At 47.7% G+C, this 24,365-nt stretch carries 22 protein-coding genes; 12 read left to right on the forward strand and 10 right to left on the reverse strand.

The window, feature by feature from the left end; genetic code table 11:
- Positions 1 to 82: 82 nt before the first annotated feature.
- Positions 83 to 1,462, forward strand: coding sequence for a phosphomannomutase/phosphoglucomutase (locus tag ABY044_RS01390; protein WP_373017377.1), 1,380 nt, complete (start codon positions 83 to 85; stop codon positions 1,460 to 1,462).
- A 91-nt stretch (positions 1,463 to 1,553) separates the two neighbouring features.
- Here the strand turns inward: ABY044_RS01390 and ABY044_RS01395 are convergent, their stop codons facing one another.
- Positions 1,554 to 2,744 (reverse strand): aminotransferase class I/II-fold pyridoxal phosphate-dependent enzyme, encoded by a 1,191-nt coding sequence (locus tag ABY044_RS01395; RefSeq protein WP_373017379.1) that lies wholly within the window; start codon positions 2,742 to 2,744, stop codon positions 1,554 to 1,556.
- 168 nt (positions 2,745 to 2,912) lie between these two features.
- On the opposite strand from ABY044_RS01395, the gene ABY044_RS01400 reads away from it, so the two are divergent.
- From ABY044_RS01400 to ABY044_RS01415, 4 genes are all read left to right on the forward strand, one after another.
- The gene (locus ABY044_RS01400; RefSeq protein ID WP_373017381.1) at positions 2,913 to 3,398 is read left to right on the forward strand and encodes a YajQ family cyclic di-GMP-binding protein; all 486 of its coding nucleotides are present in this window, start codon (positions 2,913 to 2,915) and stop codon (positions 3,396 to 3,398) included.
- A 70-nt stretch (positions 3,399 to 3,468) separates the two neighbouring features.
- Positions 3,469 to 4,365, forward strand: coding sequence for an acetylglutamate kinase (argB, locus tag ABY044_RS01405; RefSeq protein ID WP_373017718.1), 897 nt, complete (start codon positions 3,469 to 3,471; stop codon positions 4,363 to 4,365).
- A gap of 32 nt (positions 4,366 to 4,397) precedes the next feature.
- Positions 4,398 to 5,207 carry a mechanosensitive ion channel family protein gene (locus ABY044_RS01410; RefSeq protein WP_373017383.1) on the forward strand — a complete coding sequence of 270 codons (810 nt, stop codon included), beginning with the start codon at positions 4,398 to 4,400 and terminating at the stop codon, positions 5,205 to 5,207.
- Positions 5,208 to 5,347: 140 nt separating this feature from the next.
- Entirely contained in the window at positions 5,348 to 6,109 is a 762-nt protein-coding gene (locus tag ABY044_RS01415) for a sulfite exporter TauE/SafE family protein (RefSeq protein ID WP_373017386.1), read from the forward strand.
- 162 nt (positions 6,110 to 6,271) lie between these two features.
- On the opposite strand, the gene ABY044_RS01420 is transcribed toward ABY044_RS01415, so the two are convergent.
- The 4 genes from ABY044_RS01420 to nfo form a co-directional block, all read right to left on the reverse strand.
- Positions 6,272 to 6,901 carry an OmpA family protein gene (locus ABY044_RS01420; RefSeq protein WP_373017388.1) on the reverse strand — a complete coding sequence of 210 codons (630 nt, stop codon included), beginning with the start codon at positions 6,899 to 6,901 and terminating at the stop codon, positions 6,272 to 6,274.
- Positions 6,902 to 7,046: 145 nt separating this feature from the next.
- The gene (locus tag ABY044_RS01425) at positions 7,047 to 7,559 is read right to left on the reverse strand and encodes a histidine phosphatase family protein (RefSeq protein ID WP_373017390.1); all 513 of its coding nucleotides are present in this window, start codon (positions 7,557 to 7,559) and stop codon (positions 7,047 to 7,049) included.
- 39 nt (positions 7,560 to 7,598) lie between these two features.
- Positions 7,599 to 8,237: an orotate phosphoribosyltransferase gene (gene pyrE, locus ABY044_RS01430; RefSeq protein WP_373017392.1), complete on the reverse strand. Its 639-nt coding sequence runs from the start codon at positions 8,235 to 8,237 to the stop codon at positions 7,599 to 7,601.
- Positions 8,238 to 8,350: 113 nt separating this feature from the next.
- Positions 8,351 to 9,190, reverse strand: a complete 840-nt coding sequence (nfo, locus tag ABY044_RS01435) for a deoxyribonuclease IV (protein WP_373017394.1) — start codon at positions 9,188 to 9,190, stop codon at positions 8,351 to 8,353.
- Positions 9,191 to 9,341: 151 nt separating this feature from the next.
- On the opposite strand from nfo, the gene ABY044_RS01440 reads away from it, so the two are divergent.
- Both ABY044_RS01440 and ABY044_RS01445 read left to right on the forward strand, forming a co-directional pair.
- Positions 9,342 to 9,848, forward strand: a complete 507-nt coding sequence (locus ABY044_RS01440) for a hypothetical protein (protein ID WP_373017396.1) — start codon at positions 9,342 to 9,344, stop codon at positions 9,846 to 9,848.
- 101 nt (positions 9,849 to 9,949) lie between these two features.
- Positions 9,950 to 11,041: an NADP oxidoreductase gene (locus ABY044_RS01445; protein ID WP_373017398.1), complete on the forward strand. Its 1,092-nt coding sequence runs from the start codon at positions 9,950 to 9,952 to the stop codon at positions 11,039 to 11,041.
- Between the two features lie 61 nt (positions 11,042 to 11,102).
- On the opposite strand, the gene ppx is transcribed toward ABY044_RS01445, so the two are convergent.
- The 3 genes from ppx to yidD form a co-directional block, all read right to left on the reverse strand.
- Positions 11,103 to 12,608, reverse strand: a complete 1,506-nt coding sequence (gene ppx / locus ABY044_RS01450; protein WP_373017400.1) for an exopolyphosphatase — start codon at positions 12,606 to 12,608, stop codon at positions 11,103 to 11,105.
- Between the two features lie 193 nt (positions 12,609 to 12,801).
- The gene (gene ppk1, locus ABY044_RS01455) at positions 12,802 to 14,922 is read right to left on the reverse strand and encodes a polyphosphate kinase 1 (RefSeq protein ID WP_373017402.1); all 2,121 of its coding nucleotides are present in this window, start codon (positions 14,920 to 14,922) and stop codon (positions 12,802 to 12,804) included.
- 127 nt (positions 14,923 to 15,049) lie between these two features.
- Positions 15,050 to 15,358: a membrane protein insertion efficiency factor YidD gene (gene yidD, locus ABY044_RS01460; RefSeq protein WP_373017404.1), complete on the reverse strand. Its 309-nt coding sequence runs from the start codon at positions 15,356 to 15,358 to the stop codon at positions 15,050 to 15,052.
- A gap of 185 nt (positions 15,359 to 15,543) precedes the next feature.
- On the opposite strand from yidD, the gene ABY044_RS01465 reads away from it, so the two are divergent.
- From ABY044_RS01465 to ABY044_RS01480, 4 genes are all read left to right on the forward strand, one after another.
- Positions 15,544 to 16,887, forward strand: a complete 1,344-nt coding sequence (locus ABY044_RS01465) for a dihydroorotase (protein WP_373017406.1) — start codon at positions 15,544 to 15,546, stop codon at positions 16,885 to 16,887.
- Positions 16,888 to 17,045: 158 nt separating this feature from the next.
- Positions 17,046 to 18,251, forward strand: coding sequence for an EAL and HDOD domain-containing protein (locus tag ABY044_RS01470; RefSeq protein ID WP_373017408.1), 1,206 nt, complete (start codon positions 17,046 to 17,048; stop codon positions 18,249 to 18,251).
- Positions 18,252 to 18,269: 18 nt separating this feature from the next.
- The gene (locus ABY044_RS01475) at positions 18,270 to 19,640 is read left to right on the forward strand and encodes an NAD-dependent succinate-semialdehyde dehydrogenase (RefSeq protein ID WP_373017410.1); all 1,371 of its coding nucleotides are present in this window, start codon (positions 18,270 to 18,272) and stop codon (positions 19,638 to 19,640) included.
- A gap of 2 nt (positions 19,641 to 19,642) precedes the next feature.
- Positions 19,643 to 20,416: an EI24 domain-containing protein gene (locus ABY044_RS01480; protein WP_373017412.1), complete on the forward strand. Its 774-nt coding sequence runs from the start codon at positions 19,643 to 19,645 to the stop codon at positions 20,414 to 20,416.
- Positions 20,417 to 20,553: 137 nt separating this feature from the next.
- On the opposite strand, the gene ABY044_RS01485 is transcribed toward ABY044_RS01480, so the two are convergent.
- Together ABY044_RS01485 and ppnN are read right to left on the reverse strand one after the other, a co-directional pair.
- Complete coding sequence (locus ABY044_RS01485; RefSeq protein ID WP_373017414.1) at positions 20,554 to 21,768, reverse strand: DEAD/DEAH box helicase; 1,215 nt, start codon at positions 21,766 to 21,768, stop codon at positions 20,554 to 20,556.
- Between the two features lie 21 nt (positions 21,769 to 21,789).
- A complete protein-coding gene (gene ppnN / locus ABY044_RS01490; RefSeq protein ID WP_373017416.1) occupies positions 21,790 to 23,160 on the reverse strand; it encodes a nucleotide 5'-monophosphate nucleosidase PpnN in 1,371 nt (456 codons plus the stop codon).
- A gap of 45 nt (positions 23,161 to 23,205) precedes the next feature.
- Between ppnN and ABY044_RS01495 the strand changes: the two genes are divergently transcribed.
- Complete coding sequence (locus ABY044_RS01495) at positions 23,206 to 24,309, forward strand: AI-2E family transporter (RefSeq protein WP_373017418.1); 1,104 nt, start codon at positions 23,206 to 23,208, stop codon at positions 24,307 to 24,309.
- Positions 24,310 to 24,365 lie beyond the last annotated feature (56 nt).

A 24,365-nucleotide genomic window follows, 5' to 3' on the forward strand; every position in this document is an offset into this window, starting at 1 on the left:
GTGGGAATGTTTAAAAAGCCCCCAAATATCTAAAAACTGCCTTACAATGTAGGGCAATAATTTTGAATGGATTTGAATTGATATGGCACATGTAGTCGAAAGTATTTTTCGTGCATACGATATTCGCGGGGTAGTGGATCAAGCGTTGACTGAGGAGACGGTTGAGCTGATCGGCCGAGCTCTTGGATCGGAAGTGATTGATTCCGGTCAAAGCAAGATTGTGATCGGGCGCGACGGCCGGTTGTCCGGACCACGCTTTATCGAACGATTAGCTAAAGGTTTGCAAGCTGCCGGCGTGGATGTGATTTATCTCGGCGAAGTCACTACGCCGATGGTTTATTTTGCGGCAGCGACGTTGGACGGTGTTAATTCTTGTGCTGCGATCACCGGTTCGCATAATCCTCCGAATTACAACGGCATTAAGATGGTTGTGGATGGTACGACCTTGTCGGGCGAGTGGATTCAAACCTTATTAAAACGCATTCAAAACGATGATTTTACCAGCGGTTCAGGTGGCTTTTCGGAGTTGGATATTTCTCAGGCGTATCATGATGCCATCGTGAATGAGATCAAGTTGAAACGGCCGTTGAAAGTGGTGGTCGATGCCGGAAACGGTGTGGCGGGTGAATATGCGCCGCAGATCATTCGTGATTTAGGCTGCGAGGTCACCGAGTTGTTTTGTGACGTTGACGGAACCTTTCCGAATCATCATCCCGATCCGGCCAAGCCTAAAAATCTGGTCGATTTGATCTCCAAGGTCAAAGAGATCGGGGCCGATATCGGTTTGGCATTCGACGGTGACGGCGATCGCTGCGGAGTGGTCGACGATCAAGGTCAGGTGCTTTATGCCGACCGTCAGATGATGCTGTATGCCCGCGATGTGCTCAGTCGTCAACCGGGTGCAGAGATCCTCTTCGACATCAAGTGTACTTCTTTGTTGCCAAAAGAGATTGAAGCCGATGGCGGCAAGGCGACGATGTGGAAAACCGGGCACTCGTTTATGAAAGCTAAGTTGAAAGAGACCGGTGCGGCGTTGGCTGGGGAGGTTTCCGGGCATATCTTTTTTAAAGAGCGCTGGTTCGGATTCGACGACGGTATTTATGGTGCCGCCAGAATGCTGGAGATCGTGGCCGGACAGCCTCAGTCAGCCAGTACTTTGTTTGCCGCTCTGCCGGACGCGTACAATACGCCGGAAATGGATGTGGAATTCGGTGAAGGCGAGCATTATGTTTTTATGGAAAAGTTCAAGAAAATCGCCCATTTTCCAGAAGCGAAGATTTTTGATTTGGACGGTATCCGTGCAGACTTTGCCGACGGTTGGGGGTTAGTGCGTCCTTCCAATACCACGCCGGTTTTGGTGATGCGTTTTGAGGGCGAAACCCCGGAAGCGTTGGCTCGTATTCAAGCCGAATTCAAGGCATTGATTCATCAGGTTGATCCGACTTTGGATCTGCCGTTCTAAATAGAGCTCGAAAAGGTGTGTGAACAGCGAATAGGCTTGGTTGAAATTTTTTTGACCAAGCCTATTTGGTTTTTGGAAGTTGAAAATTTTTTTAGCGGGTTTGAATAAAGCTTGCAATCTTCTCCACCGCCTTTAACAGTTGAGCTTCGTCAGTCGTGTAAGCCAAGCGTAGATGCTGTTTAGCCTGATAGTTGCCGAAATCGGTTCCGGGCGTAAGGGCTACGCCGGTTTGTTGCAGCAACTCGGCGGCAAAGGCTTCGGAATCTTCGGTCCATTCCGAGACATCCCAATAAAGATAGAAAGCGCCTTGCGGTAAAGTTTTGAGTTTGAATCCGGCCTGTTGCATCGCGTTAAACAGTACATTGCGGCGTTGTTCGAAAATATGTCGACGCTGTTCCAGTTGCTCAAGCGCATCGTCGTCCAATACTCTCAGTGCACCGTACTGAGCGGGCGTCGGCGCGGCCAGAAATAGGTTTTGGCCGAGCCGGTCAAGAATCGGCATTAGCGACTTCGGCGCTACGCACCATCCCAAACGCCAACCCGTCATGCCGAAAAATTTAGAAAAAGAGTTGATGACAATCACGTTCTCCGGCAAGTTGTCGTGGGCGAGAATGCTTTCCGCCGGTCGGTCATACACCAAACCTTGATAAATTTCGTCTACCAGTAAGTATGCATTTTTTTCCGCCAGAAATTGTGCCATCGCCAGCAGTTCGGATTGTTCGATCACCGTTCCTGTGGGATTGGCGGGAGAGGCGACCATGACCAGTTTGATGCCTTCTTGCCAGTGTTGTTGCAGTTTTTCCAAAGTAAGTTGGTAGTTACTATGATGATCGACGGGTACATTGACCAATTTGCCATACAGTAGATTGACAAACTGGCGGTTGCACGGATAGGCCGGATCGCTCATTAGAACCCTGTCGCCCGGATTAAGGATGGCGGTGAGTACCAGCTGCAAAGCGCTGGAGGAACCGGGTGTAATGATGATGCGTTCGGAATCGACCTGTGCGCGGTAAAAACACTCATAGAATTTCGCCAGTTTTTGTCTTAATACAGGCAGTCCTAAGGTCGGTGTGTAGTGGGTGAGCCCCTGCTGCATCGCATCGTAAGCCGCTTGATGAACGCAGTCCAGCGAAGGGAAATCCGGTTCGCCGATTTCCATGTGGATAATGTCTTTGCCTTGAGCTTCAAGCGCTTTGGCTTCGCCCAGAATCTTCATGACCCTGAAAGGTTCGATCGCTTGGGCGACTTGTGAAACGGGAGCTTGAAATGAGGTTTTTGGCATGACAAAACGGCTTTTAGATTGAATGAAAAGTCTGTCATTATAGTCCCGCTCATCATTCAAGCCAAACATCGACTGAGTAGGATGCAGACCTGGCTACAAACAAGTGATAAAATAACGCTTTGATTTTTAAAAGGCCCGGTTAGAATTGTGGCCATATTAGGAGAGAACATGCCTTCATTTGATATTGTTTCCGAACTGGATAAACATGAATTGACCAACGCAGTGGATCAAGCGAATAAAGAAGTGACTACACGCTATGATTTTAAAGGCACGGATAGTAGTTTCGAGCAGAAGGGTACGACCGTGACCATGAAGACCGAATCCGATTTCCAGTTGAATCAGATGTTCGATATTTTGGTGCAGAAAGCGAACCGCCGTGGAATCGACGTTAAATGTATGGAAGTTAAGGATCCTAATATTCAGTTAAAGACCGCCGTTCAAGTCATAGAAATGAAAGAAGGTTTGGACGCGCCTTTGGCAAAGAAAATCATCAAAGCGATCAAAGATTCCAAGATTAAAGTGCAGGCGGCCAACCAGGGCGACAGTATTCGCGTTACCGGTAAGAAACGCGATGATTTACAGCAGGTAATGCAGTTATTACGCGGTATGGAAGATTTGGAACTGCCTTTGCAATTTAACAACTTTAGAGACTGATCCGTTTAGTCAATCCCGGATTTTCATTCCACATTAGAAAAGAATTAAGCCCATGAGAGTGCAAAACACCATGAACCTAAATAAAGAACAAGCTCAAAACATCGCTTCGGTCTTGGCGGAAGCTTTGCCGTATATTCAACGCTTTTCCGGTAAGACGATTGTGGTCAAATACGGCGGAAACGCGATGATCGACGAAAAGCTGAAAGAAGGGTTTGCTCGCGACATCGTACTGATGAAACTGGTCGGGATTAATCCGGTCGTGGTGCATGGCGGCGGGCCGCAAATCGGAGATTTGCTGAAGCGTGTCGGAAAGGAATCGGAGTTCATTCAAGGAATGCGTGTGACTGATACCGAAACCATGGATATTGTCGAAATGGTTCTGGGCGGATTAGTTAATAAGGAGATTGTTAATCTGATCCATCGTCACGGCGGGAACTCGGTAGGGTTGACCGGTAAAGACGGTAATTTGATCTGTGCTAAAAAAATGCACATGGAGTTGAACGCACCGGAGTTGAACGCACCTGAAATCATTGATTTGGGGCATGTGGGCGAAGTGGAAAAAATTAATACCGCCGTACTGGATATGTTGATTCAGGGAGACTTTATTCCGGTTATCGCACCGGTCGGTGTTGGTAAGGACGGCCATTCTTACAACATCAACGCAGATTTGGTCGCCGGTAAGGTGGCGGAAGCTCTGAAAGCGGAAAAATTGATGCTGTTGACCAATACCGCAGGTTTGCTGGATAAGGAAGGGCAATTATTGACCGGATTGACGGCGAAAAAGGTGGACGAATTAATAAGTAATGGTACTATTTACGGAGGCATGTTACCTAAGATTCAGTGTGCTTTGGATGCGGTGCAAAACGGCGTTAAATCCTCGCATATAATCGATGGACGAGTCGAGCATGCGGTGATGTTGGAAGTCTTTACCGACGAAGGCGTCGGAACCCTGATCACTGCGGAATAAAAAAATGCAATGCTCTCAAAGGAGAAGAATATATGGATATTGAAGTCATGATTAACGATTACGCGATTCCATGGGGAATTAAGATCGCTTTGGCTTTATTGATTTTCGTCGTGGGTCGCATCGTTGTTAAGTTCATCGTCAAGCTGATCAGAAAATTACTGGGCAGAACGGGTACGATGGATACCATGTTGATTAATTTCGTCGCTTCGATTATCAACGCGGTTTTGTTATTGTTTGTTATTGTGGCGTCATTAGATCAATTGGGTGTGGATACGACCTCATTGGTGGCGTTGATCGGTGCGGCCGGTTTGGCAATTGGTTTGGCGTTGCAGGGTTCGATGCAAAATTTCGCCGCTGGAGTGATGATTTTAGTCTTCAAGCCTTTTAAGAGCGGTGATTTTATCGATGCAGGCGGTGTGACGGGTGTGGTTGAAGCCATGCAGATTTTTAGCACGACTATGCGTACCGGTGATAATAAAGAGATCATCGTACCGAATGGTGCAATTTATTCCGGCCCGATCACCAATTTCTCTGCCCGTGATACACGTCGCGTGGATATGGTTTTTGGGATTGGTTACGATGACGACATTCGTAAAGCCAAAGCGATTTTGGAAAAGTTGGTTTCCGAAGACGAGCGTATTCTTAAAGATCCAGAACCTGTGATCGCATTATCGGAATTAGGCGACAGCAGTGTGAACTTTGTGGTTCGTCCATGGGTTAAATCCGGTGATTACTGGGCGGTACTTTGGGATATGAACGAAAAAGTGAAATTGACCTTTGACGAAGAAGGAATTTCGATTCCTTATCCGCAAATGGACGTTCATTTGCATAAACAGGATTAAATCATATAGCGATTATATTCGTTTTAATCTATGCTAAAGAAGCCCCATAATTTGGGGCTTTTTTATTTTTATAACTACACACATCAAACCCTCCGAGAGAAAACGTGGTGGGGTGAAATGGGAAACTTGGAATTGGATAGATGTTGTTAGACCAGTTGGTGCTGTTCGTTGTATCGTTGATAGCAAATCTCTTCTCGGCTTTGGCCGGTGGCGGAGCGGGGTTGCTGCAACTGCCCGCTTTGTTGTTCTTGGGCCTGCCGTTTGGCACAGCGTTGGCCACGCATAAGGTGGCGAGTGTGTTTTTAGGTTTGGGAGCGACGGTTCGACATCTAAAGTCTTCAACGTTTAACTGGCGATTTTCGGCTTACATTTTGGCAACCGGTCTTCCCGGTGTGGTGTTGGGGGCTAGCATTATTCTTCAAGTCGACGATCAGCTTTCCCAGTTTCTTTTGGGTTTGTTGACGCTGGGTTTGGGTCTTTATTCCTGGTTTAAACCGGAATTAGGGCAAAGTGTTGAGTTGAAGAATAGAAACGTAAGCGGACTGGTTATCGGCGGTTTAGTACTATTTTTTATCGGCGCTTTAAACGGCTCATTGACTTCCGGAACCGGCCTGTTTGTGACATTGTGGCTGGTGCGTTGGTTTGGATTGGATTATAAAACCGCAGTGGGTTATACGTTGATACTGGTCGGGATTTTTTGGAATGGATCCGGGGCATTGACGTTAGGGATTTTAGGGAATATTCAGTGGGATTGGTTGCCGGCGTTAATTTTAGGTTCTTTGATTGGCGGTTACCTTGGTGCCCATCTTTCGATCGTAAAAGGCAATCGATTGGTGAAACGCAGCTTTGAAATGATTACCGTACTGGTGGGCGTTTCTTTGATTGCGAAAGCCTTTGTGTAAATGTATTTTTGAGGATTTCTTAAAGAGGGATTTGTTGAAAATTGTGAGGCTTGATTGAGCACATTACTTGATAAGTAGCAGTCAAAAAAAATGGCAGTTCAGATAATCTGACTGCCATTTTTTTCAAATGAAATTTGAAGTTAAATAAGTTTGTTTAAACGCTTATTTGATGACTTCAATTTCAACACGACGGTTTTGTGCACGACCTTCTTTGGTTGAGTTAGTCGCTACCGGGCTAGTTTCACCCATACCTGCAGTTTCAATACGAGCACCATCGATTTCTTTGCTTTCTAGGTAGGTTTTTACTGCAGCCGCACGTCGTTCAGATAGTCCTTGGTTATAAGCCTTAGTACCTGCCGAGTCAGTGTGACCGGTTACTTTGATTTTTGTTTCTGGATGACGAGTCATGTAGTCAGCATAAATATCCAGCTCTTCTTTCGCCGCCGGTTTCAATTCAGACTTGTTGTTTTCAAAGAATCCGCGGAATGCAGCCGGAGCATCTTCTTTAACTTTTTCAACGACAGGTGCTGGTTTTGGCTCTGGAGCCGGTGCAACGACAGGAGCTGGTGCAGGAGCTGGTTTTGGCTCTTCCCAACCTTCACATTTCGCAATGGCCGTTTCTTTTGTCCAATCAATTGAACGTACGCAACCACCAAAATTGTCACGAACCACATTGCCGTCTGAATCAACGGCATAAGCTGTTGTACCTTCACTCGCGATGACATCGGCGTGAGCCGGTGCAAATGCTGCCATTGAAATAATGGCGACTAATGGGAGTAACTTCGTTTTCATAGTTTTATTTCCTTAAATATTTTTAGAGTTGGGAAAAATCTACTTCCTCTCAGTCAAAATATAACATTTTTAAAATAGAGTTAGTAGGTTTTTTTACCTATTTACAGGCGAATTTCGATAGTTTATTTAAGGAGAATAAGTAATTTTATTCCGTAATATTGATTTCTTTAGGGCGAATGAATCGCAAAAGTTTGCCGTCACCGGAAGAAAGTTGATTCCAGTCGTCCGGTAATATGAAATGTGCCATGCTGGCGGTAGGAAATAAGTGGGTTTCGGATTCTTGAGTGGCACTATTCAGGAAATTAAACAGTCGTTCAAGCCCGGGGTTGTGGCCAATGATCATTAATCTTTCAACATTGGGAGCCTGGGCGAGGATGGTTTTTAATGTTTCGAGGTCAGCTAGGTAGAGTTCGTCGATAATTTGTGTTTCCGAGCCGCATTCCATGCAAATGCGTTTAAGCGTCTGTTGCGCCCTCACGGCCGGAGAGGTCAAAATAAGATCGGGAATAATTTTTTCCTGTTGCAGCCATTTTCCAACTTTAGAGGCATTTTTTTTGCCTTTGTTGGAAAGTGGGCGATCGATATCTCGCAGGCTTTCATCTTTCCAGTCAGATTTTGCATGACGAAGAAGAATGAGTTCACGGAGTCGATTGGACATTTAGCTATCTTCTATGTTGTTGAAGTGGTTCAAAATCGCTCAGCCAATGCCGTATTGCTTACGGTACTCGACCATGGCATCCAGATAATGCTGCATTTCCGGTTTGGTATTCAGGTAATCGATAATGTCGTTTAAACTGATGATGCTGACTACCGGAATGCCGAATTCGGCCTCCACTTCTTGAATTGCGGAAAGTTCGCCTTGCCCTTTTTCCATGCGATCCAGAGCAATTAAAATACCGGCCGGTTTAGCGCCGTTAGCGGCGATGATGTCGATCGCTTCGCGGATTGCTGTACCTGCGGTGATGACGTCGTCAATGATCAATACGTCACCTTCAAGCGGATGGCCGACAATGTTGCCGCCTTCGCCGTGATCCTTAGCTTCTTTGCGGTTAAACGCGTAAGCTTTGTCTATATTGTGGTTTAGCGCCAAGGCGACGCTGGTGGTTGCCGCCAGGGGAATACCTTTGTAGGCTGGTCCGAACAGAACATCGAATGAAATGCCGGATTCGGCTAACGCATCGGCGTAACCTTTGGCAAGAGTAGCTAACTGGCCGCCGGTATTGAACAGGCCTGCATTGAAGAAATAGGGACTTTTTCGACCGGATTTAAGGGTGAATTCGCCTAGTTTTAAAACACCGGCTTGCATGACAAATTCGATAAACTGATTTTTATTCATTGAAAAGAGATTCTTTTTTAAAAGGTTTGCTTATCTTACTCTATGCATTTTCTCACTCGCAAGCTTTTTGCCGGATGTTGTGACGAAATAAAAACGGTTTTGTTCGTTGACTTTTATGCTTCGGTAAAAGACTTTAAGGTACGAATCTCTTCCGACCAGATATCCGGATCGATGGTTTCCAAGGTCATGGGGATTTCGTCGATACGAGGATCCTGCATGATGTTTTTAAATGCTTCCCAGCCGATTTCCCCGGCACCTAGGCTATGGTGGCGATCGAGTTTCTGCCCAAGCTTGGCTTTTGAATCGTTGATATGCATGCCTTTGAGGTATTCAAAGCCGACAACGTTTTCAAAATCCTGCATTACGCCTTCGTAATCGTTTTTGAGGTCATAACCGGCCGCATAGGCGTGGCAGGTGTCGAAGCAGACGCCGACACGGGTTTTGTCTTCGACTTTGTCGATCAGATAAGCAAGCTGCTCGTGTTTGTAACCTAAATTGGAGCCTTGCCCTGCGGTGTTTTCAATCACGGCGGTGACGCCCTGGGTTTGATCCAGGGCAAAGTTGATCGATTCTGCGATGTAATCCATGCACTGTTGTTCGGAGATTTCGCGTAAATGGCTTCCTGGATGGAAATTCAGCAGGGTGATGCCGAGTTGTTGGCAGCGCTGTAATTCGTCGATGAACGCGTCTAATGATTTTTGACGTTTATCGATGTCTGGATGGCCAAGGTTAATCAAATAACTGTCGTGTGGAAGAATCTGTTTTGAACTGTAACCGTAACGTTCGCAATTGGCTTTGAAAAGTTCGATGCTTTGTTCGCTTAATGGCTTTGCGACCCATTGACGTTGGTTCTTGGTAAATAAAGCAAAAGCGGTTGCCCCGATTTCATGCGCACGAATCGGTGCGTTTTCAACGCCACCGGCTGCGGATACGTGTGCTCCGATGTATTTCATAAACATTTCCCGTGAATTTATGTTCAGTGTGTTAAAAGTTGGCACACTCCCTGCGTATGCCTTGGTAATTAGAAAGATATCTAATCTCAAGTAGACAAATTATTGACACCTCGGTATGTGAACCGTGGGATATGGCACAAGGAAGAAAAGTATGGCGATTGATTTGAGAAAAGTCGAGCCTTTAGGGTCAAAAAGCGTGTTGTTGGAGCAGGCGATGCGCCGTCAACGCAACAATAATCTGTCGCAGAGCAAGAAAGATTTGCATAGCGATATGGATATGTCGGATATGGTGACTCCGGATTTTGAGTGGTTGAATGAAGATAAGACCGCAATCAAGAATCTGGTGGCGCAGATGGATGCCTCAATCGGCCAGATGGCGCAGCAGATGCGTGCTTTGGAAGAGCAGTCTAATAAGTCTCGCAGTATGGTCGAAAAAGAACAGCAATTGTTGTTCAAGCAGATCAGAACGTTGAACGGTTTGTTGAAGAAACAGGTCGATATTTTTTCGTCGGTCGAGCGTCAAATGTCCAACATTGAGATTAAGCAGAATAATATCATTCCGCAAATCGGAATCGGATTGGTAGCCGGATTGATGTCGGCTGTCACAATTTTGGCGACGGCACCGTGGATGACTGTGTTAATCGAACAAATCCGTTAAGACGGACAAAACTTTTTCGGGCCTTAAATCGAACAGGCCTGTCTTCCTGTTTTTGCATGCTAAAATGGGCTCACTTAAGCAAACTTGGGTGAGCCTTTTTCATGCGTCTTATTGTTAAAAGTAATCAGAATTTAACTCCGCTTTGTGAAGACAAGGCAATCTATCATATAGTGTTAATTCCGGAGCCGGGAGAGCGATTGGAGTATCAGCCGGGAGACTGGTTGACGATTCAGGCGGCCAATCAGATGGAATGGGTAGAGCCATTGCTTGAATGTTTGGGCTTGACGGGTGACGAGTCTATCGAACTGAGAAGGGTGGGGAGCGTCAGTGCACGAGAAGCGTTACACAAACATTTAGAAATTTCCCAGTTGAATCCCGCCATTTTAAATAAGTTGCAGCGCCAATATCAATTGGGGGATTGGGCGGATCGTCAGGCGATGATGGACTTCGCTTACGGACGCGATATTCTGGACTTGTTGGATGCATTTCCAAGTCTCGGATCGTTGGGGATTGAATTTCTAAATCTGTTGTCGCCTTTGGGCCCGCGTTATTATTCCATCGCATCGGCGATGGAAGCGGTGGGCAATGAGGTCCACTTGGTGGTTAAGCTCGTCAGCTATGTCAACGAACACGTTTCATCCAGGGTTCATCTCGGTGTTGCCAGTTACGCAATCAGCCGTTTATCGGCCGGTGTCGAGGTCGAAGCGGAGTTCAAGCCGACGCCGACTTTCCAGTTGCCGGAAGAATCGGATATACCGATCGTGATGATCGGTGCGGGCACGGGGATCGCACCGTTTATCGGGTTCATGCAACATCGTGCTGCGAGCGATGCCAAGGGTGACAATTTTCTATTTTTCGGCGAAACCCATCAAGCCTGTTCGTTTTTGTTTGAAGATGCTTTGACGGCGTGGCAGGCACAGGACAAGCTGGCATTGTTTACTGCGTTTTCAAGAGACCAGCAACAGAAGTACTATGTTCAAGATCGCATTTGGGAGCAACGTGAAGTTCTGTGGGATTTGATGCAGAAAGGCGGGCATATTTATATCTGTGGCAGTCAGCACGGGATGGCGAAAGATGTGACCGATACCTGGACGAAGATCATCGAGACCTTTGCCGGAATCGATCGCGATGCCGCGCAGCAGATGTGGCAGACATGGCGTAAAAGCAAACGCTTGCAGATGGATGTCTATTAAGGCTTGTTGCCGTTACAGGGTGAAATGTCGCAGTGAAGTTGAACTGCGACTTCAGCGTTTATTATTCAAACGTCAATTTGAAACCGGCCGCATCCAATCGTTTGGCTTCTATTTCCAGATCTAGACGCGTCAAAGGATGTTGTTCCAGCCACTGATCTTCAAACTCAAGATGTAACTCTGTGTTATTTTCGATATACAAAATCGGCTTGATGATTTCAAAGTCGCGACCGCGATGGATTCTAACCGCTAATCTCAATAATACGGTCAAATACAATAGCTTTTGCGGCTCGATATCGATTTCGTCGTAGGCTTCCGAGATGAACTTGCCTCTATGGTTCAGTACCATGACGCTGAGCATCTGTTTTTCTTGTTGGTCGAATCCGGCCATTTCCGCTTGTGCGATCAGGTAAGCACTGTGATGACGGTAACGTTTGTAACTGATGGCGATACCGCATTCGTGTAATTTAGCCGCCCAGTCCAATAGTTTTTTGAAGTTGTATTCGGTATTGCGTAGTTGCCAGATGTTATGCGCCTGCTTGAAGAGCGCCATGGCGGTTTTTGAGACATGCTCGGCTTGTTGGGCATCGACACGCATCCATTTTTGCATGGCGGCGACGCTCAGCTCGCGGGCATCTTCTGCAAACAAACGGCCTAGCGTGTCAAACACAAGGCCTTCACGCAAAGCATTGGAGGAGACCTGCATTTGCTGGATGTTGAGTTCTTCAAATGTCGCGATCAGCACGGCCAGGCCCCCGGCCAGAACCGGACGTCGCTCGTCTTTAAGACCTTCCAACGTTAAGGTGTCGGCACTTTTGGCTTCAATAAGCGCATCACGCAAGCGATACATTCCGCTAAGAGTGATGCCGCCTTCGCTCCAATGGTTCGACTCAAGGATTTGACCGATGGACTTAATCGAACCGGAGGCGCCGATGGCCGTATCCCAACCAAGTTTTTTCAGTTTGGCACGATGCGGGCGCAAGGTTAAACGGCAGGCGGAAATCGCCAAGTTCATATTGCTTTCGGTGATTTCGTTATTGGGGAAATGCGTTTGAGTAATGCTGACGCAACCCATTTCGGTGCTTGTCAGGTGGCTATGGGTAAAGCGTTTGCCGATAATGTATTCGGTACTACCGCCGCCGATATCCATGACCAGGCGTTGCTCGTCATTGTTGGGCAGGCCGTGCGCGACTCCGAGATAGATCAGACGGGCTTCTTCCTGTCCTGCAATGATCTGAATATTGTGTCCTAACGCTTTACTGGCCTGTTTTAGGAACTCTCGGCTATTGCGGGCGTTACGCAGCGTGTTGGTGCCAACGGCGCGGACATTTTGAGGGGGGATGTTGTTGATTCGTTGACCGAAACGTTCCAGACAGGCAATTGCCTTGTTAAAGGCTTTTTCGCTGAGCTTGCCGTCGCTCTCAAGGCCGGCCCGTAAACGTACCATTTCCTTGTGCTTGTCGATCACCTGCATCTGACCGTGTGCTTCACGGGCAATGATCATGTGAAAGCTGTTAGAGCCTAAGTCAATTGCGGCGTAGAGATCGTTGTCTTTTTCGTTGTCTGTCATTTTTGTACTGCAAACTTAGGGTGGATAACCGTCCCGAGGGGCAGGTCGCCACATTAAAATCTTCAAACATCGGGTTGTCTTGGCGTGTTGAGCGCCCGCATCACCCTCAAAAAGTGCTGATAGTTTACTCTTTTTTTAAGGTGACGGGCGATAAAACGGTTTTAAACTTCCTGGCGGAAAGGGGCGCGGGGACTCAACTGCTATATTTTTCTATTAGAGCCTGTTGCGCACTAAAGGCAGGTGATCCGTTTGGCGTACGCTGGATGTAGGTGCCGTCCGGTTGCAATATCCAAGCATTGACGTTGTCTTCCAGGTAGATGGCCAAGCCTTCTGTATAGACTTGTTGAAAACAATTTTGATCCAAAATCGGAAAGCAGGTTTCTACGCGCGAGAATAGATTTCGTCCCATCCAGTCGGCGCTCGAACAGTATAGTTCCGGTTGTGCGCTATTGTTCTCAAAATAATAGACGCGATGGTGTTCCAAAAAACGGCCAACGATGCTGGTGACTTTAATGTTTTCGGATAATCCCGGAATGCCTGGACGAAGGCTGCACATGCCTCGGATGATGAGGTCGATTTTAACACCCGCTTGAGAGGCTTCATACAAGGCGTCAATGATGCCTTGTTCCTGCAAACCGTTCATTTTGGCAATGATACGTGCCGATTTGCCTTGGCGAGCATGTTCAGCCTCGCGTTGTATGCGCTCGATCATTCCGGTTTGCAGGGTGAAAGGTGATTGCAGCAAGACTTCCAGGCCTTTACTTTCTCCCAGGCTGGTAAGCTGTTGGAAGATTTTGGAGGCATCGCGTCCGATCGCCGGGTTGGCGGTAAATAAGCCGAAATCGGTGTAGAAACGGGTAGTGATGTGGTGATAGTTACCGGTTCCCAAGTGGGTGTAATGGCGCAATTTGTCGTTTTCACGGCGAACGATCAAAACCATCTTGGCGTGGGTTTTATAACCGACGACGCCATATACGACATGCACGCCGGCATCTTGCAAACGAGTGGCTTGCAGGATGTTGGTGTCTTCGTCGAAACGGGCGCGTAGTTCGATTACCGCGGTGACTTCCTTACCGTTGCGGGCGGCTTTTTCCAATGCGTCAATGATGGCCGAGTTTTCACCGGTTCGATATAACGTCATGCGAATTGCAAGGACATCCGGATCCACTGCTGCCTGCTGCAAAAAATCGATCACCGGTGTGAAGGCGTCATAAGGGTGGTGAAGCAGCAGGTCTTTACGTTTAATACGGTCAAACAGGCTTTCGCTTTCCTTTTTGCGCTGGAACAGACGGAAGGTTTTGTTCGGCTTTGGTTTGTTGATCTGTTTCGGCGTATACGGAGGAAACAGCAGGTCGGCGCGGTTGACTAAATCCGGTACGGCATTCAAGCGGTGAAGGTTGACCGGGCCGTTGACCTGATAGAGTGCATCTTCGTTTAGGTTGAATTGATCCAGAAGGTAATCGACCATGTGTTTCGGACAGTTGTCCGCTACTTCCAAACGAATCGCACCGCCGTATTGACGGCCCGACAGTTCGCCTTTAAGTGCACGCATAATGTCTTCGACTTCTTCTTCGTCGATAAACAGGTTGGTGTTGCGGGTTACGCGAAATTGGTAACAGCCGGTAACCGTCATGCCCGGGAACAGCGTGGAAACATTGGCATGCAAAACCGAAGAGAGGAAGACAAAATCGTTTTCGCCGTCAGTCGCTTCACTCGGTAATTTAATTAGGCGAGGTAGCGAACGCGGTACTTGCACGACCGCCAGACCGTTAGAGCGGCCAAAAGCATCTTTGCCTTCCAAGGAGACGATGAAGTTTAAACTCTTGTTAAGAATTTTCGGAAACGGATGAGACGGATCAAGTCCCATCGGGCTGAGAACCGGGTGTAAAGAATCGATGAAGTAATTACGAATCCACTCTTTGTGTTGATCACTCCAGTGATTGCGGCGTAGAAAACGAATGTTTTCTTTTTCCAGGTCGGGAATTAAAACATTGTTTAGGGTGTGATATTGATCTTCTACGATTTCATGCGCCACTTCACCCAGCATGTCGATCGCTTCTTGAGGCACCATGTCATCCGGACGGGTACGGGCGTTAGGTTCGCAGCGCAGTTCATAAAGGCTTGCTAATCTAACTTCAAAGAATTCATCCATGTTGCTGCTGGAAATGCAGAGATACTTCAGGCGCTCCAATAATGGAATCTCAGGATTTTTGGCTTGGGCCAGGACACGACGATTGAATTCTAAAAGACTGCGTTCGCGGTTAATGTAGCGAGGGAAAGTTTCAGTCGTAATCGTCTCGTTGTCTGTTTGCATGGCCTTACCTTTGTTATGTTGAACTGAGTATTCGAGAGTATTAATGGCGCTTTCGAAAATGAGTCTGATTATTGTAGACTATTTTGCCCGAAAAATATGACAGCGCCATGAAATTGAAGTGGGAATTTCATGGCGGCGATTCCCTCCGATCTTTAGACTCTTTAGTAGCGGTTTCAACGCTTTCTTCATTATCGTCAGGTTGTTCCCGGCAGTCCGATTTTGAATGGCATCCGCAAGTTGGAACCGGGTCGACGCCGCCTGGATTGGCGGGATGACATCGGCCGATGCGCTTAACGGCAAGCCAGCTCCCGCAGAGTACACCGTGTTTTTGAATGGCTTCGATGGTGTAGCTGGAACAAGTGGGATAAAAGCGGCAGCGCGGTCCGAGTATGGGGCTGATAAATAACTGATAGAAGCGCACGATGCCAATAAGCAACCACTTGATCGGATTCATAATTTGGCCTTGAACGGTTGAAGATAAAAAAGAGTGTTTTATTTTACCCGTGTCCCTGGGCTATTTGTAAAAAAAGACCCACCCGTGGAGAGGGTTTCAGGATAAAATAGCAGTCAATATTTGAGCTTAACGTGGCTTATAAACGGCCAAAAAGGAAGAGTGTTGTGATGAATGAACCCCTAAAAAGCATGTTGATCTCTCAGGCCACCCTTGTTAATGAAGGTAAGAGCTGGGTTGCGGACGTTCTGGTTCAAGACGGTCGTATCGCTAAGATTGCAGACAAAATCGAAGCGGAGGTCGACGAAGTGATCGATGCCCGGGGTCTGACCTTGTTGCCGGGTATGATTGACGATCAAGTGCATTTTAGGGATCCCGGATTGACGAGCAAGGGGGATATCGCAACCGAATCTAAAGCGGCTCTGGCAGGTGGAACGACCGCATTTATGGATATGCCGAACGTCAAGCCGACGACCACGACCATCGAGAATCTGGAAGCAAAGTATCAGATTGGAGCACAGAAGTCTTGGGTTAATTATTCGTTTTATTTTGGCGCGACCAACGACAACATCGAAGAGCTGAAAAAAGTAAATCCGCGTAATGTTTGCGGTGTAAAAGTGTTCATGGGCGCGTCGACCGGAAATATGTTGGTGGATCGCGAACAGGCGTTGCGCGAAATTTTCACTTATAGTCCGACACTGATTACCACGCACTGTGAAGACACGCCGATGATTCAGGCGCAAGAAGCCAAATATCGTGAACAGTACGGTGAAGATGTGCCGATGGAAGCGCACCCCGATATCCGTTGTCGCGAGGCTTGTTACAAATCGTCTTCTTTTGCCGTGGATTTGGCGAAAGAAACCGGTGCGGATTTGCACATTCTGCATTTGACCACTGCCGAAGAGATGGAACTGTTCGAGCCGGGCCCGGTTGAGGGTAAGAAGATTACAGCGGAAGCGTGTGTGCATCATCTGTGGTTTACGGATGAAGATTATGCAACCAAAGGGGCATATATTAAGTGTAATCCGGCAATCAAAAAGCAATCGGATCGCGATGCTATTCGCCAAGCTGTTCGTGACGGGCGTATCGATATCATCGCTACCGACCATGCGCCTCATACCGATGCGGAAAAACACAATAAATACTTTACCGCGCCTTCCGGGTTGCCTCAGGTTCAGCAGTCGTTATCGGCTCTGTTGGACATGGTGCACGAAGGGGTATTTGACCTGTATACCGTGGTTCAAAAAACAGCGCATAATGTGGCGATCCGTTATCAAATTGAAGACCGCGGCTTTATTCGCGAAGGCTACTGGGCGGATTTGGTGTTGGTGGATATGAATAAACCCCATACCGACGACAAAGAGCATATCTTATACAAGTGTCAGTGGTCGCCGTGGGAAGGGCATACCTTCAAGTCGACCGTCATCGGGACAATCGTTTCGGGTGAGCTGAAATATTATAAGGGTGAATTCTCCGAATTTACGCCGGGACAGCGTTTATTGTTCAACCGTTAATTTTGATCGTAAATTAAAACGTAAATTAAAAAAAGACAGGATGTCGAAAATAAGGGCAGGGTTGCTAGAGTTTCAAGTCTCGATATTGCTTGAATGTACGTAGGAAACGTCGTAAGGTTTAAGTAATTTATCGAGCCACAGTCAAGGTAAAAAAACATATGCACAATTCTGAGGTTTATATCGGTCGCCAGCCCATTTTGGATGGTGATATGAAGTTGTACGCTTATGAGCTGCGGTTTCATCAAGGAATGAATCCCAATGTCCATTCCTTGTTAGCCACGGAAGAGTTGATCGATGAAACCGAGAATAATATCGGCTTTCAAGCCATTGTCGGAAGTTATCCCTCTATGCTGCACCTACCTGCCAGTATGCTTTCACTGGATCGTATCGATAAATTTAGTTCCGATCACTTGGTGGTGCTTGAGGTAACAACCGATATTTTGGACAAGGTCGACGTTCTTAGAAACCTTAAAGAGCTGAAGATGAAAGGCTATCATTTTCTGCTTGACGAATATTCGGCGGACGGGGCTTGCGAAAAGTTATCAACTATAACCGGCTACGCAAAGTTTCAAGTACGGAATTTTAGTGAAATTCAGCTAAAAGAGATGGTCGAACATCTTCACGAGCGCGGTATTAAAGTGATTGCCGAGGCGGTAGAGAACGAGGATGAGTTTAATCATTTAAAGCAGCTTGGATTCGATTATTTTCAGGGTTACTTTTTCACTAATCCGACGGTCGTTAACGGACGAAAGTTATCCGGTAACCCGATGAGCCTTTTGCAGCTAATGGCCAAAGTTAACTCTGCCGAAACCGATTTTGCGGAATTAACTTCGATTATTTCCCAGGATGTCGGGTTGAGCCACAAGCTGCTGATGGCGATTAACCATCCGGCCAACGACATTCCGGTACGTGTTGAAAATATTGCCGACGGTTTGAAATATATGGGTCTAAAGCGATTGAAGTTTTGGGTCAATTTATTGATGTTATCGAGTTTGGAAGACGTTCCCCAGGAGTTGTTGACAACTTCTTTATTGAACGCCAAGTTCTGCGAGTTGATGTCTAGTCAGAGTGGAAAGCCCCACGATAAAGACAGTTTCTTCCTTGTCGGTTTGCTTTCTAACCTGGATGCTTATTTTAAAACGCCAATCAACGAGGTGGTCGAAGCTTTGCCGCTAAGCCTTGAATTGAGTGACGCTTTAGTCAATCACAGCGGCCCGATGGGGCATGTGCTGGATATTTTGAATGTCATGCAAAACCGTCCGGATGAAGCGAAAGATCTTGAATTCGAAGGTTTGGGCATTGCACAAATCAGTAATAATTTTCTTTCCGCTGCAGCTTGGGCTCAGCAGGCGGTTACAGCGTAAACGATTTTAGGAGTACACATGGCGATGCAGTCGATCAACCCAGCGACGGGTGAATTATTAGCGGAATTTGACGTCTGGGATCAGGAAACTCTGGACGAAGTGGTGACGCAGGCCGGGTATCAGTTTCCGGATTGGTCAAAATTGACGCCGATTGAAGACCGCTGTGCATTGATGCGACGGGTTGCCGATGTGTTGCGTGACGACAGTGATCTGTTGGCCGAATTGATTACCTTGGAAATGGGTAAGACGTTTGCGGAAGCGGAAGCGGAAATTGAAAAGTCGGCTTGGGTGTGCGAGTTTTACGCCGAAAACGGTCCGGCATTTCTGGCCGATGAAATGGTCGAAACCGATGCCAGCAAAAGTTATGTCGCTTACCTGCCGTTAGGTGTGATTTTGGCCGTGATGCCTTGGAACTACCCTTTCTGGCAGTTGTTCCGTCAGGCTGCACCGGCCTTGGTCGCAGGTAATGTTGTCTTGTTGAAACACGCTTCAAACGTACCACAGTGCGCCTTGGCGATCGAGGAAGTTTTCCGCAAGGCCGGTTTCCCTGAATACAGTATGACCACTTTGATGATTTCAGCTTCGCAGGTCGAAAGCGTGATTCGCCATCCGGCCGTTCGCGGCGTCGCTTTGACCGGTAGCGAACCGGCAGGCCGTCAGGTCGCGAGCATTGCCGGTTCGGAATTGAAGAAGACGGTATTGGAATTGGGCGGTTCGGATGCGTTCATCGTATTGGACAACGCTAATATGCAAGCGGCCATCGAGGGGGCGATCAAAGGGCGTTTCGGGAATATGGGGCAGAGCTGCATCGCTGCGAAACGTTTCATTGTCGATCAGTTCATCGCAAACGATTTCATTGAACAGTTCAAGCAGGCAATCGAATCGCATTTCGTGGCCGGCGATCCGATGGATTCGGAAACCACACTGGCACCGATGGCACGCCAGGATCTTTTGGACGAGCTGCACGATCAAGTCATGCGTTCGGTCGAGCTAGGGGCGAAAATCGTCACTGGCGGTTATCAATTGGATCGTCCCGGCTGTTATTATGCTCCGACCATCCTGACCGATGTCACCAGTAACATGCCGGCTTATAACGAAGAATTTTTCGGTCCTGTGGCTATTGTACTGAAGGCCAGCGAACCGGCTCATGCATTGGGCATTGCCAATTCGGTCGATTTCGGCTTGGGCGGTTCGATCTGGAGCGATGATCTTGCCACGGCCGAGACCATGGCGCGTGGTATGGAATCGGGCGCGACCTATATCAACAGCACGACCTTCTCCGATCCGAGATTGCCGTTCGGCGGTGTCAAGAACTCCGGTTACGGCCGTGAGCTGTCGGTGTACGGTATCCGCGAGTTCACTAACATTAAATCCATCTGGATCAAGTAGTCATGACAACTTTCGACCTGTTTTGGAAAACGCTGGCGGATTTGAAAGAGCCGGCGATTCTGTGGCGCCTGTTTATTCCTTTCGGAGCTGCGATCGTATTGGTGTCTCTGATGGGATACGGTATTTTCGGATTCTTCATGATGAGCGACTTCGTCACCCAGAGTCCGATGGTTCAGGACTTCAACAGTTGGACCACGTCCGCCGAACAGACAATCGGTGCGATCCCGTTGATTGGCGGGATGCTGCTGTGGATTCTGGGGTTTGTGATTACGGTAATCGCCGGTGTACTGGGCGTGCTTCTAGGCAGTTACCTAATTCTTTTGTTTGCAATGGTGATCACCGGTTTTATGACCGACAGTCTGGTGAAAGCGGTTCATGATAAGCATTACCCGCACACCCATTACGAGGGACATGGCACCATGTCAGGCATGCTATGGAAGCTCTTGAAGTTTGGGTTGTTGATGTTGCTGCTGTTTTTGGTGACCGTTCCGATGCTGTTCATTCCATTAATCAATATTCTTTGGTTTTGGCTGCTTGGATTCCTGTTCTTCCGTTATTCGGTGGTGTTGGATGTCGGGCAGGTGATCTTGCCGGAGAAAATTTTCAATGAGGTCAAGCCGCTCGGTAATTGGACGTCTACGTTAACTTTAGGCGGTTTTTTCGCTTTGAGTCTGTTGCCGGTATTGAGTTTGTTTGCACCGGTTCTGGCGGTTATTGCGATGGCGCATTACTACCTGGATGTGCTGTCGACTATGCCGAGGCAAGACGAAGTCTGAGTCAAGAATATTAAGTAGATTGAGAAAAGAAGAAAGCGGTTATCTATTAGATTCACCGCTTTTTTTATGTCTTTGAGGTTGGTAAAGAAATTAGAAAAGTTCCATAAGCCGAACGAATCTGTTCGGCTCAGTGCGTTCTATTTTTTGCTTTTTTTCTTGGCGGCTGTTTTCTTCTTCTTTTTGGTAGACGCTTTTTTCAGGACGTCTTTAAGTTTGAAGTTAGCTTCAAGACCTTCGATTTTTGCAACCGGCAGACTCTGTTGAAGGTGGTACTCGATACGTTGCAGGTGTTCGATGTCGTGACGCTCTACCAAGTTAACGGCGATACCGACCTGTTGGGCACGTCCGGTACGGCCGATGCGGTGAATGTAAATGTCTCCGCGGAAAGGCATGTCGTAGTTGATGACGTGGGTAACGTTCAGTAGATCCAAACCACGAGCCGCAACATCGGTAGCGACCAATACCCGGATTTTACCGGTTTTGAATTTGTGCATCTTTTCCATGCGCACCGCTTGGATGAAGTCGCCGTGTAAAACCTGGGCGGAAATGTTGCGCGACTGTAACCAGTCGGTCACTTCAATTGCACGTTCTTTCTTATTACAAAAGACAATCGCACTTTGGCACGAAGCGTCATTTAGAATGTTTTCAAGCAATGCCTGTTTGTGGGCTTTGTCGTTTGCCAAGTAAACCACTTGTTGGATTTGTTCGGACTTTTGGTTAGGCGCTTCAATCTGGATGGTGACCGGTTCGTCGAGAATGTCTTCGGCGAATTTACGCACGCCGCTTCCTGCTAAAGTGGCAGAGAACAGACCAGCTTGGAAATCTCCGGGAATGGCGTCAAGCAAAGCAAGCACGTCTTTACCTTGCCCCATGTCGAGCATACGATCGGCTTCGTCGATGATGACCATTTCGATTTCGGACAGATTGACCGCGCCTTCGCCCATTAGATAGGTTAAGCGACCTGGGGTCGAAACCAGAATGTCGAACGGTTCGGCCAGCGTTTTAAACTGATTTTTCTTGTCGAAACCGCCGGTGATGATAGCGGTTTTGAATTCGCAGAAAGTTCCGAGCTGTTTGATAACCTTGTGGATTTGGAACGCCAGTTCCCGTGTCGGTGCAAGTAGCAGGGCGCGGGGATGACGAACGTGTTTGGGTTCGTCCAGCAGGTATTGCAATAGAGGTAACACGAATGCAGCCGTTTTACCGGTTCCGGTTGCGGCACCGGCCAAGACATCGTGGCGTTCCAACATGGCTGGAATCACTTCTGCCTGAACCGGAGTCGGTTTGTGGAAAGCCTGCTTGTTAACGGCACTTAAGAGTGCTTCATCTAGGTCGAAATCTTCAAATGTCATGCGAATCTCAGAATGGTTTAATCAACGAATAATCTTATAGCAGGGATTATACGTGCTTGCGTCGATTTTCATGCGTTTTTGTTCAACAAAACTCTGTAAGAGCGTGTCCATTGCCTGCATGATTTCCGGATCGCCATTGAGTTCGAAAGGTCCGTGGAATTCGATCTCTCGGATGCCGTCCGCCTTGACGTTACCGGCGACGATCCCCGAAAACGCTTTGCGCAATTGGCTGGCTAACAAATGTATCGGTTGGTCTTTATGCAGGTTTAGGTTCGCCATGTTGGCGTGAGTCGGAATGAACGGTTGCTGTTGGTCGAGTTCAATGTGCAGACGCCAGTTGTAGTAGTAGGCGTCGCTGGTTTCTTTTCTATCTTCCCGCACTTTTTGCATGGCCTGTTTCATTTGTTGCGCGACCAGGTTGGTATTGTCGATGACAATGTTCAAAAGTGTCAGCGCCGGTTCGCCCAGCGTGATCGATATAAATTCTCGGATGCTGTCGAAGTAACCACGGCTGCTTTCCGGTCCGGTTAGCACCAACGGAAACGGCATTTCTTTGTTCTTGGGATGCAGCAGAATGCTGATGAGATAAAGAATCTCTTCCATCGTACCGACGCCGCCCGGGAAAACGATGATGCCGTGGCCGATGCGTACGAACGCTTCCAGACGTTTTTCGATGTCCGGCAGAATGCACAGTTCGTTGACGATAGCGTTCGGCGCTTCGGCGGCGATAATGCCCGGTTCGCTGATGCCGATGTAGCGTCCCTTGGCGTAACGTTGTTTGCCGTGTCCGAGTACGGCGCCCTTCATCGGGCCTTTCATTGCGCCCGGACCGCAACCCGTGCAGATATCTAGGCTGCGCAGACCGAGTTCATATCCCTGATGCTTTGAGTAGTCGTATTCTTCCCTTGAAATGGAGTGTCCGCCCCAACAGACGATGACGTTTGGAATGGCGCCCGGGTGTAATAGTCGGGCATTACGTGCGATATGGAATATGGCATTGGTGATGCCCAAGCTGTCGTTCAGGTCGTACTGTCCCGATTCCAGAATTTCGTTACGGGCGTAGACCAGGTCGCGCAGTACGGCATAGAGATGCTCTTTGAGACCGGCAATCATCTCTCCATCGACAAATGCATGCTGCGGCGGATGCGTAATGATGAGTTGTACCCCACGGCCTTTGACCGCGACCTCGATTTCGAAATCCGGGTAAGCTTCCAACAATGCCAAGCCGCTGTCTTCTTTGGAGCCGGTGTTGAGAACCGCCAAAGCGCATTGGCGAAGCAGGTCGTTCAGGCCTCCGGCACTCATGTCGCTGAGCTGTTCGGCTTCTTGATAGGAGAGTATCTGTAGAGAGCCTTCCGGGCGAATTATCACTTTTTCAATTTTTTGGTTCATGGTAGGGTACTCTTTATTTTTCGCGAATACTTTCTGAGGTCTATTATGCGTTCAAATGCTCCCTATGAGGAAGGCTTTTTACTCATTTTACTGTTGTTGGCGCTGTTTGGCTTGCTGTGGTTGTTTTCACCTTTTTTAGAGGCATTGTTTTTTGCGATGATATTGGCGACCGCAAGTTACGGGTTCTATAGCCGGATACTGTCGCGCATGAATGGCTCGGAGACCATGGCCGCTACAGCAATGAGTTTGCTGGTGTTTGTTGGGGTTATTGCGCCTGTAACCTATTTGTTGGTGGAAGTCAGTTTGCAGGTGGGGAATTTGTACGGCAGCGCCCAAGCCTGGTTTTCGCAGCAGGATGCGGAAAGCCTGGCGAAATTGAATCAGACCTTATTGAGTTATTTGCCGTTGAGCAACGAGGCACAACTCAGTGCCTTGGAGCAGTTGAAGAACAATTCGGAAAAGATCATCTCCTTTGCCCAGAAGATCACGCTGTTTCTGTTGGAAGGGATTGTCGGCAGCACTTCTTCATTCGTGACCTTTATCGGTTTGTCGGTGTTCGCCCTGTTTTTCTTCTATCGTGACGGTCATAAAATCGCACATCATCTTAAAATTCTGTCGCCTCTTGAAAATCATTACGACCAGATGGTGATGGATCGTTTCGCCAGTTTATCGACGGTATTAACACTGTCGGTCTTGGGAATTGCATTAATGCAGGGGCTTTCATTTGCAATTGTCGCTTGGTTATTGGGACTTCCCGGTATGTTTATCGGAATGGCGATTGCAGTGGCATCGTTTATTCCGGTGGTAGGCGCGGCGTTGGTCTGGATTCCCGTCATGCTCTTTCTGATTGCACAAGGCGATTACATTAGTGCGGCCGTTATCGCTTTCTGGGGTGTCGTGGTTACCGGGTTTGTGATCGATAACATCATGCGTCCGGTTATGATTAACAAAATCACCCGTTCTTTGGGAAAAGCCGGCGCAGACTTAGCGGTTGCAAACCATACCTTATTGACGGTTTTATCGACTTTTGCCGGATTGATTCATTTCGGTGTGATCGGGTTGTTTTTCGGTCCGGTCATGGCGGCGATGGCAATTACGATCTTCGATGTTTACGAGCATAAAAATTCTAATTTGCTCGATAGAACATAGTAATAATCCCTACTGAATTTAAGTGTTATGATGGTTTGGCAATCATGGACTTAAAT

Origin of the sequence: Thiomicrorhabdus sp. (assembly GCF_041583835.1) — a bacterium.
GTDB lineage: Bacteria > Pseudomonadota > Gammaproteobacteria > Thiomicrospirales > Thiomicrospiraceae > Thiomicrorhabdus.

Bases quoted from the DNA above. Each gene is read 5' to 3' on its own strand.
- ABY044_RS01390 (WP_373017377.1), top strand. From the start codon at position 83: ATGGCACATGTAGTCGAAAGTATTTTTCGTGCATACGATATTCGCGGG.
- ABY044_RS01395 (WP_373017379.1), bottom strand. From the start codon at position 2,744: ATGCCAAAAACCTCATTTCAAGCTCCCGTTTCACAAGTCGCCCAAGCG.
- ABY044_RS01400 (WP_373017381.1), top strand. From the start codon at position 2,913: ATGCCTTCATTTGATATTGTTTCCGAACTGGATAAACATGAATTGACC.
- argB (WP_373017718.1), top strand. From the start codon at position 3,469: ATGAACCTAAATAAAGAACAAGCTCAAAACATCGCTTCGGTCTTGGCG.
- ABY044_RS01410 (WP_373017383.1), top strand. From the start codon at position 4,398: ATGGATATTGAAGTCATGATTAACGATTACGCGATTCCATGGGGAATT.
- ABY044_RS01415 (WP_373017386.1), top strand. From the start codon at position 5,348: ATGTTGTTAGACCAGTTGGTGCTGTTCGTTGTATCGTTGATAGCAAAT.
- ABY044_RS01420 (WP_373017388.1), bottom strand. From the start codon at position 6,901: ATGAAAACGAAGTTACTCCCATTAGTCGCCATTATTTCAATGGCAGCA.
- ABY044_RS01425 (WP_373017390.1), bottom strand. From the start codon at position 7,559: ATGTCCAATCGACTCCGTGAACTCATTCTTCTTCGTCATGCAAAATCT.
- pyrE (WP_373017392.1), bottom strand. From the start codon at position 8,237: ATGAATAAAAATCAGTTTATCGAATTTGTCATGCAAGCCGGTGTTTTA.
- nfo (WP_373017394.1), bottom strand. From the start codon at position 9,190: ATGAAATACATCGGAGCACACGTATCCGCAGCCGGTGGCGTTGAAAAC.
- ABY044_RS01440 (WP_373017396.1), top strand. From the start codon at position 9,342: ATGGCGATTGATTTGAGAAAAGTCGAGCCTTTAGGGTCAAAAAGCGTG.
- ABY044_RS01445 (WP_373017398.1), top strand. From the start codon at position 9,950: ATGCGTCTTATTGTTAAAAGTAATCAGAATTTAACTCCGCTTTGTGAA.
- ppx (WP_373017400.1), bottom strand. From the start codon at position 12,608: ATGACAGACAACGAAAAAGACAACGATCTCTACGCCGCAATTGACTTA.
- ppk1 (WP_373017402.1), bottom strand. From the start codon at position 14,922: ATGCAAACAGACAACGAGACGATTACGACTGAAACTTTCCCTCGCTAC.
- ABY044_RS01465 (WP_373017406.1), top strand. From the start codon at position 15,544: ATGAATGAACCCCTAAAAAGCATGTTGATCTCTCAGGCCACCCTTGTT.
- ABY044_RS01470 (WP_373017408.1), top strand. From the start codon at position 17,046: ATGCACAATTCTGAGGTTTATATCGGTCGCCAGCCCATTTTGGATGGT.
- ABY044_RS01475 (WP_373017410.1), top strand. From the start codon at position 18,270: ATGGCGATGCAGTCGATCAACCCAGCGACGGGTGAATTATTAGCGGAA.
- ABY044_RS01480 (WP_373017412.1), top strand. From the start codon at position 19,643: ATGACAACTTTCGACCTGTTTTGGAAAACGCTGGCGGATTTGAAAGAG.
- ABY044_RS01485 (WP_373017414.1), bottom strand. From the start codon at position 21,768: ATGACATTTGAAGATTTCGACCTAGATGAAGCACTCTTAAGTGCCGTT.
- ppnN (WP_373017416.1), bottom strand. From the start codon at position 23,160: ATGAACCAAAAAATTGAAAAAGTGATAATTCGCCCGGAAGGCTCTCTA.
- ABY044_RS01495 (WP_373017418.1), top strand. From the start codon at position 23,206: ATGCGTTCAAATGCTCCCTATGAGGAAGGCTTTTTACTCATTTTACTG.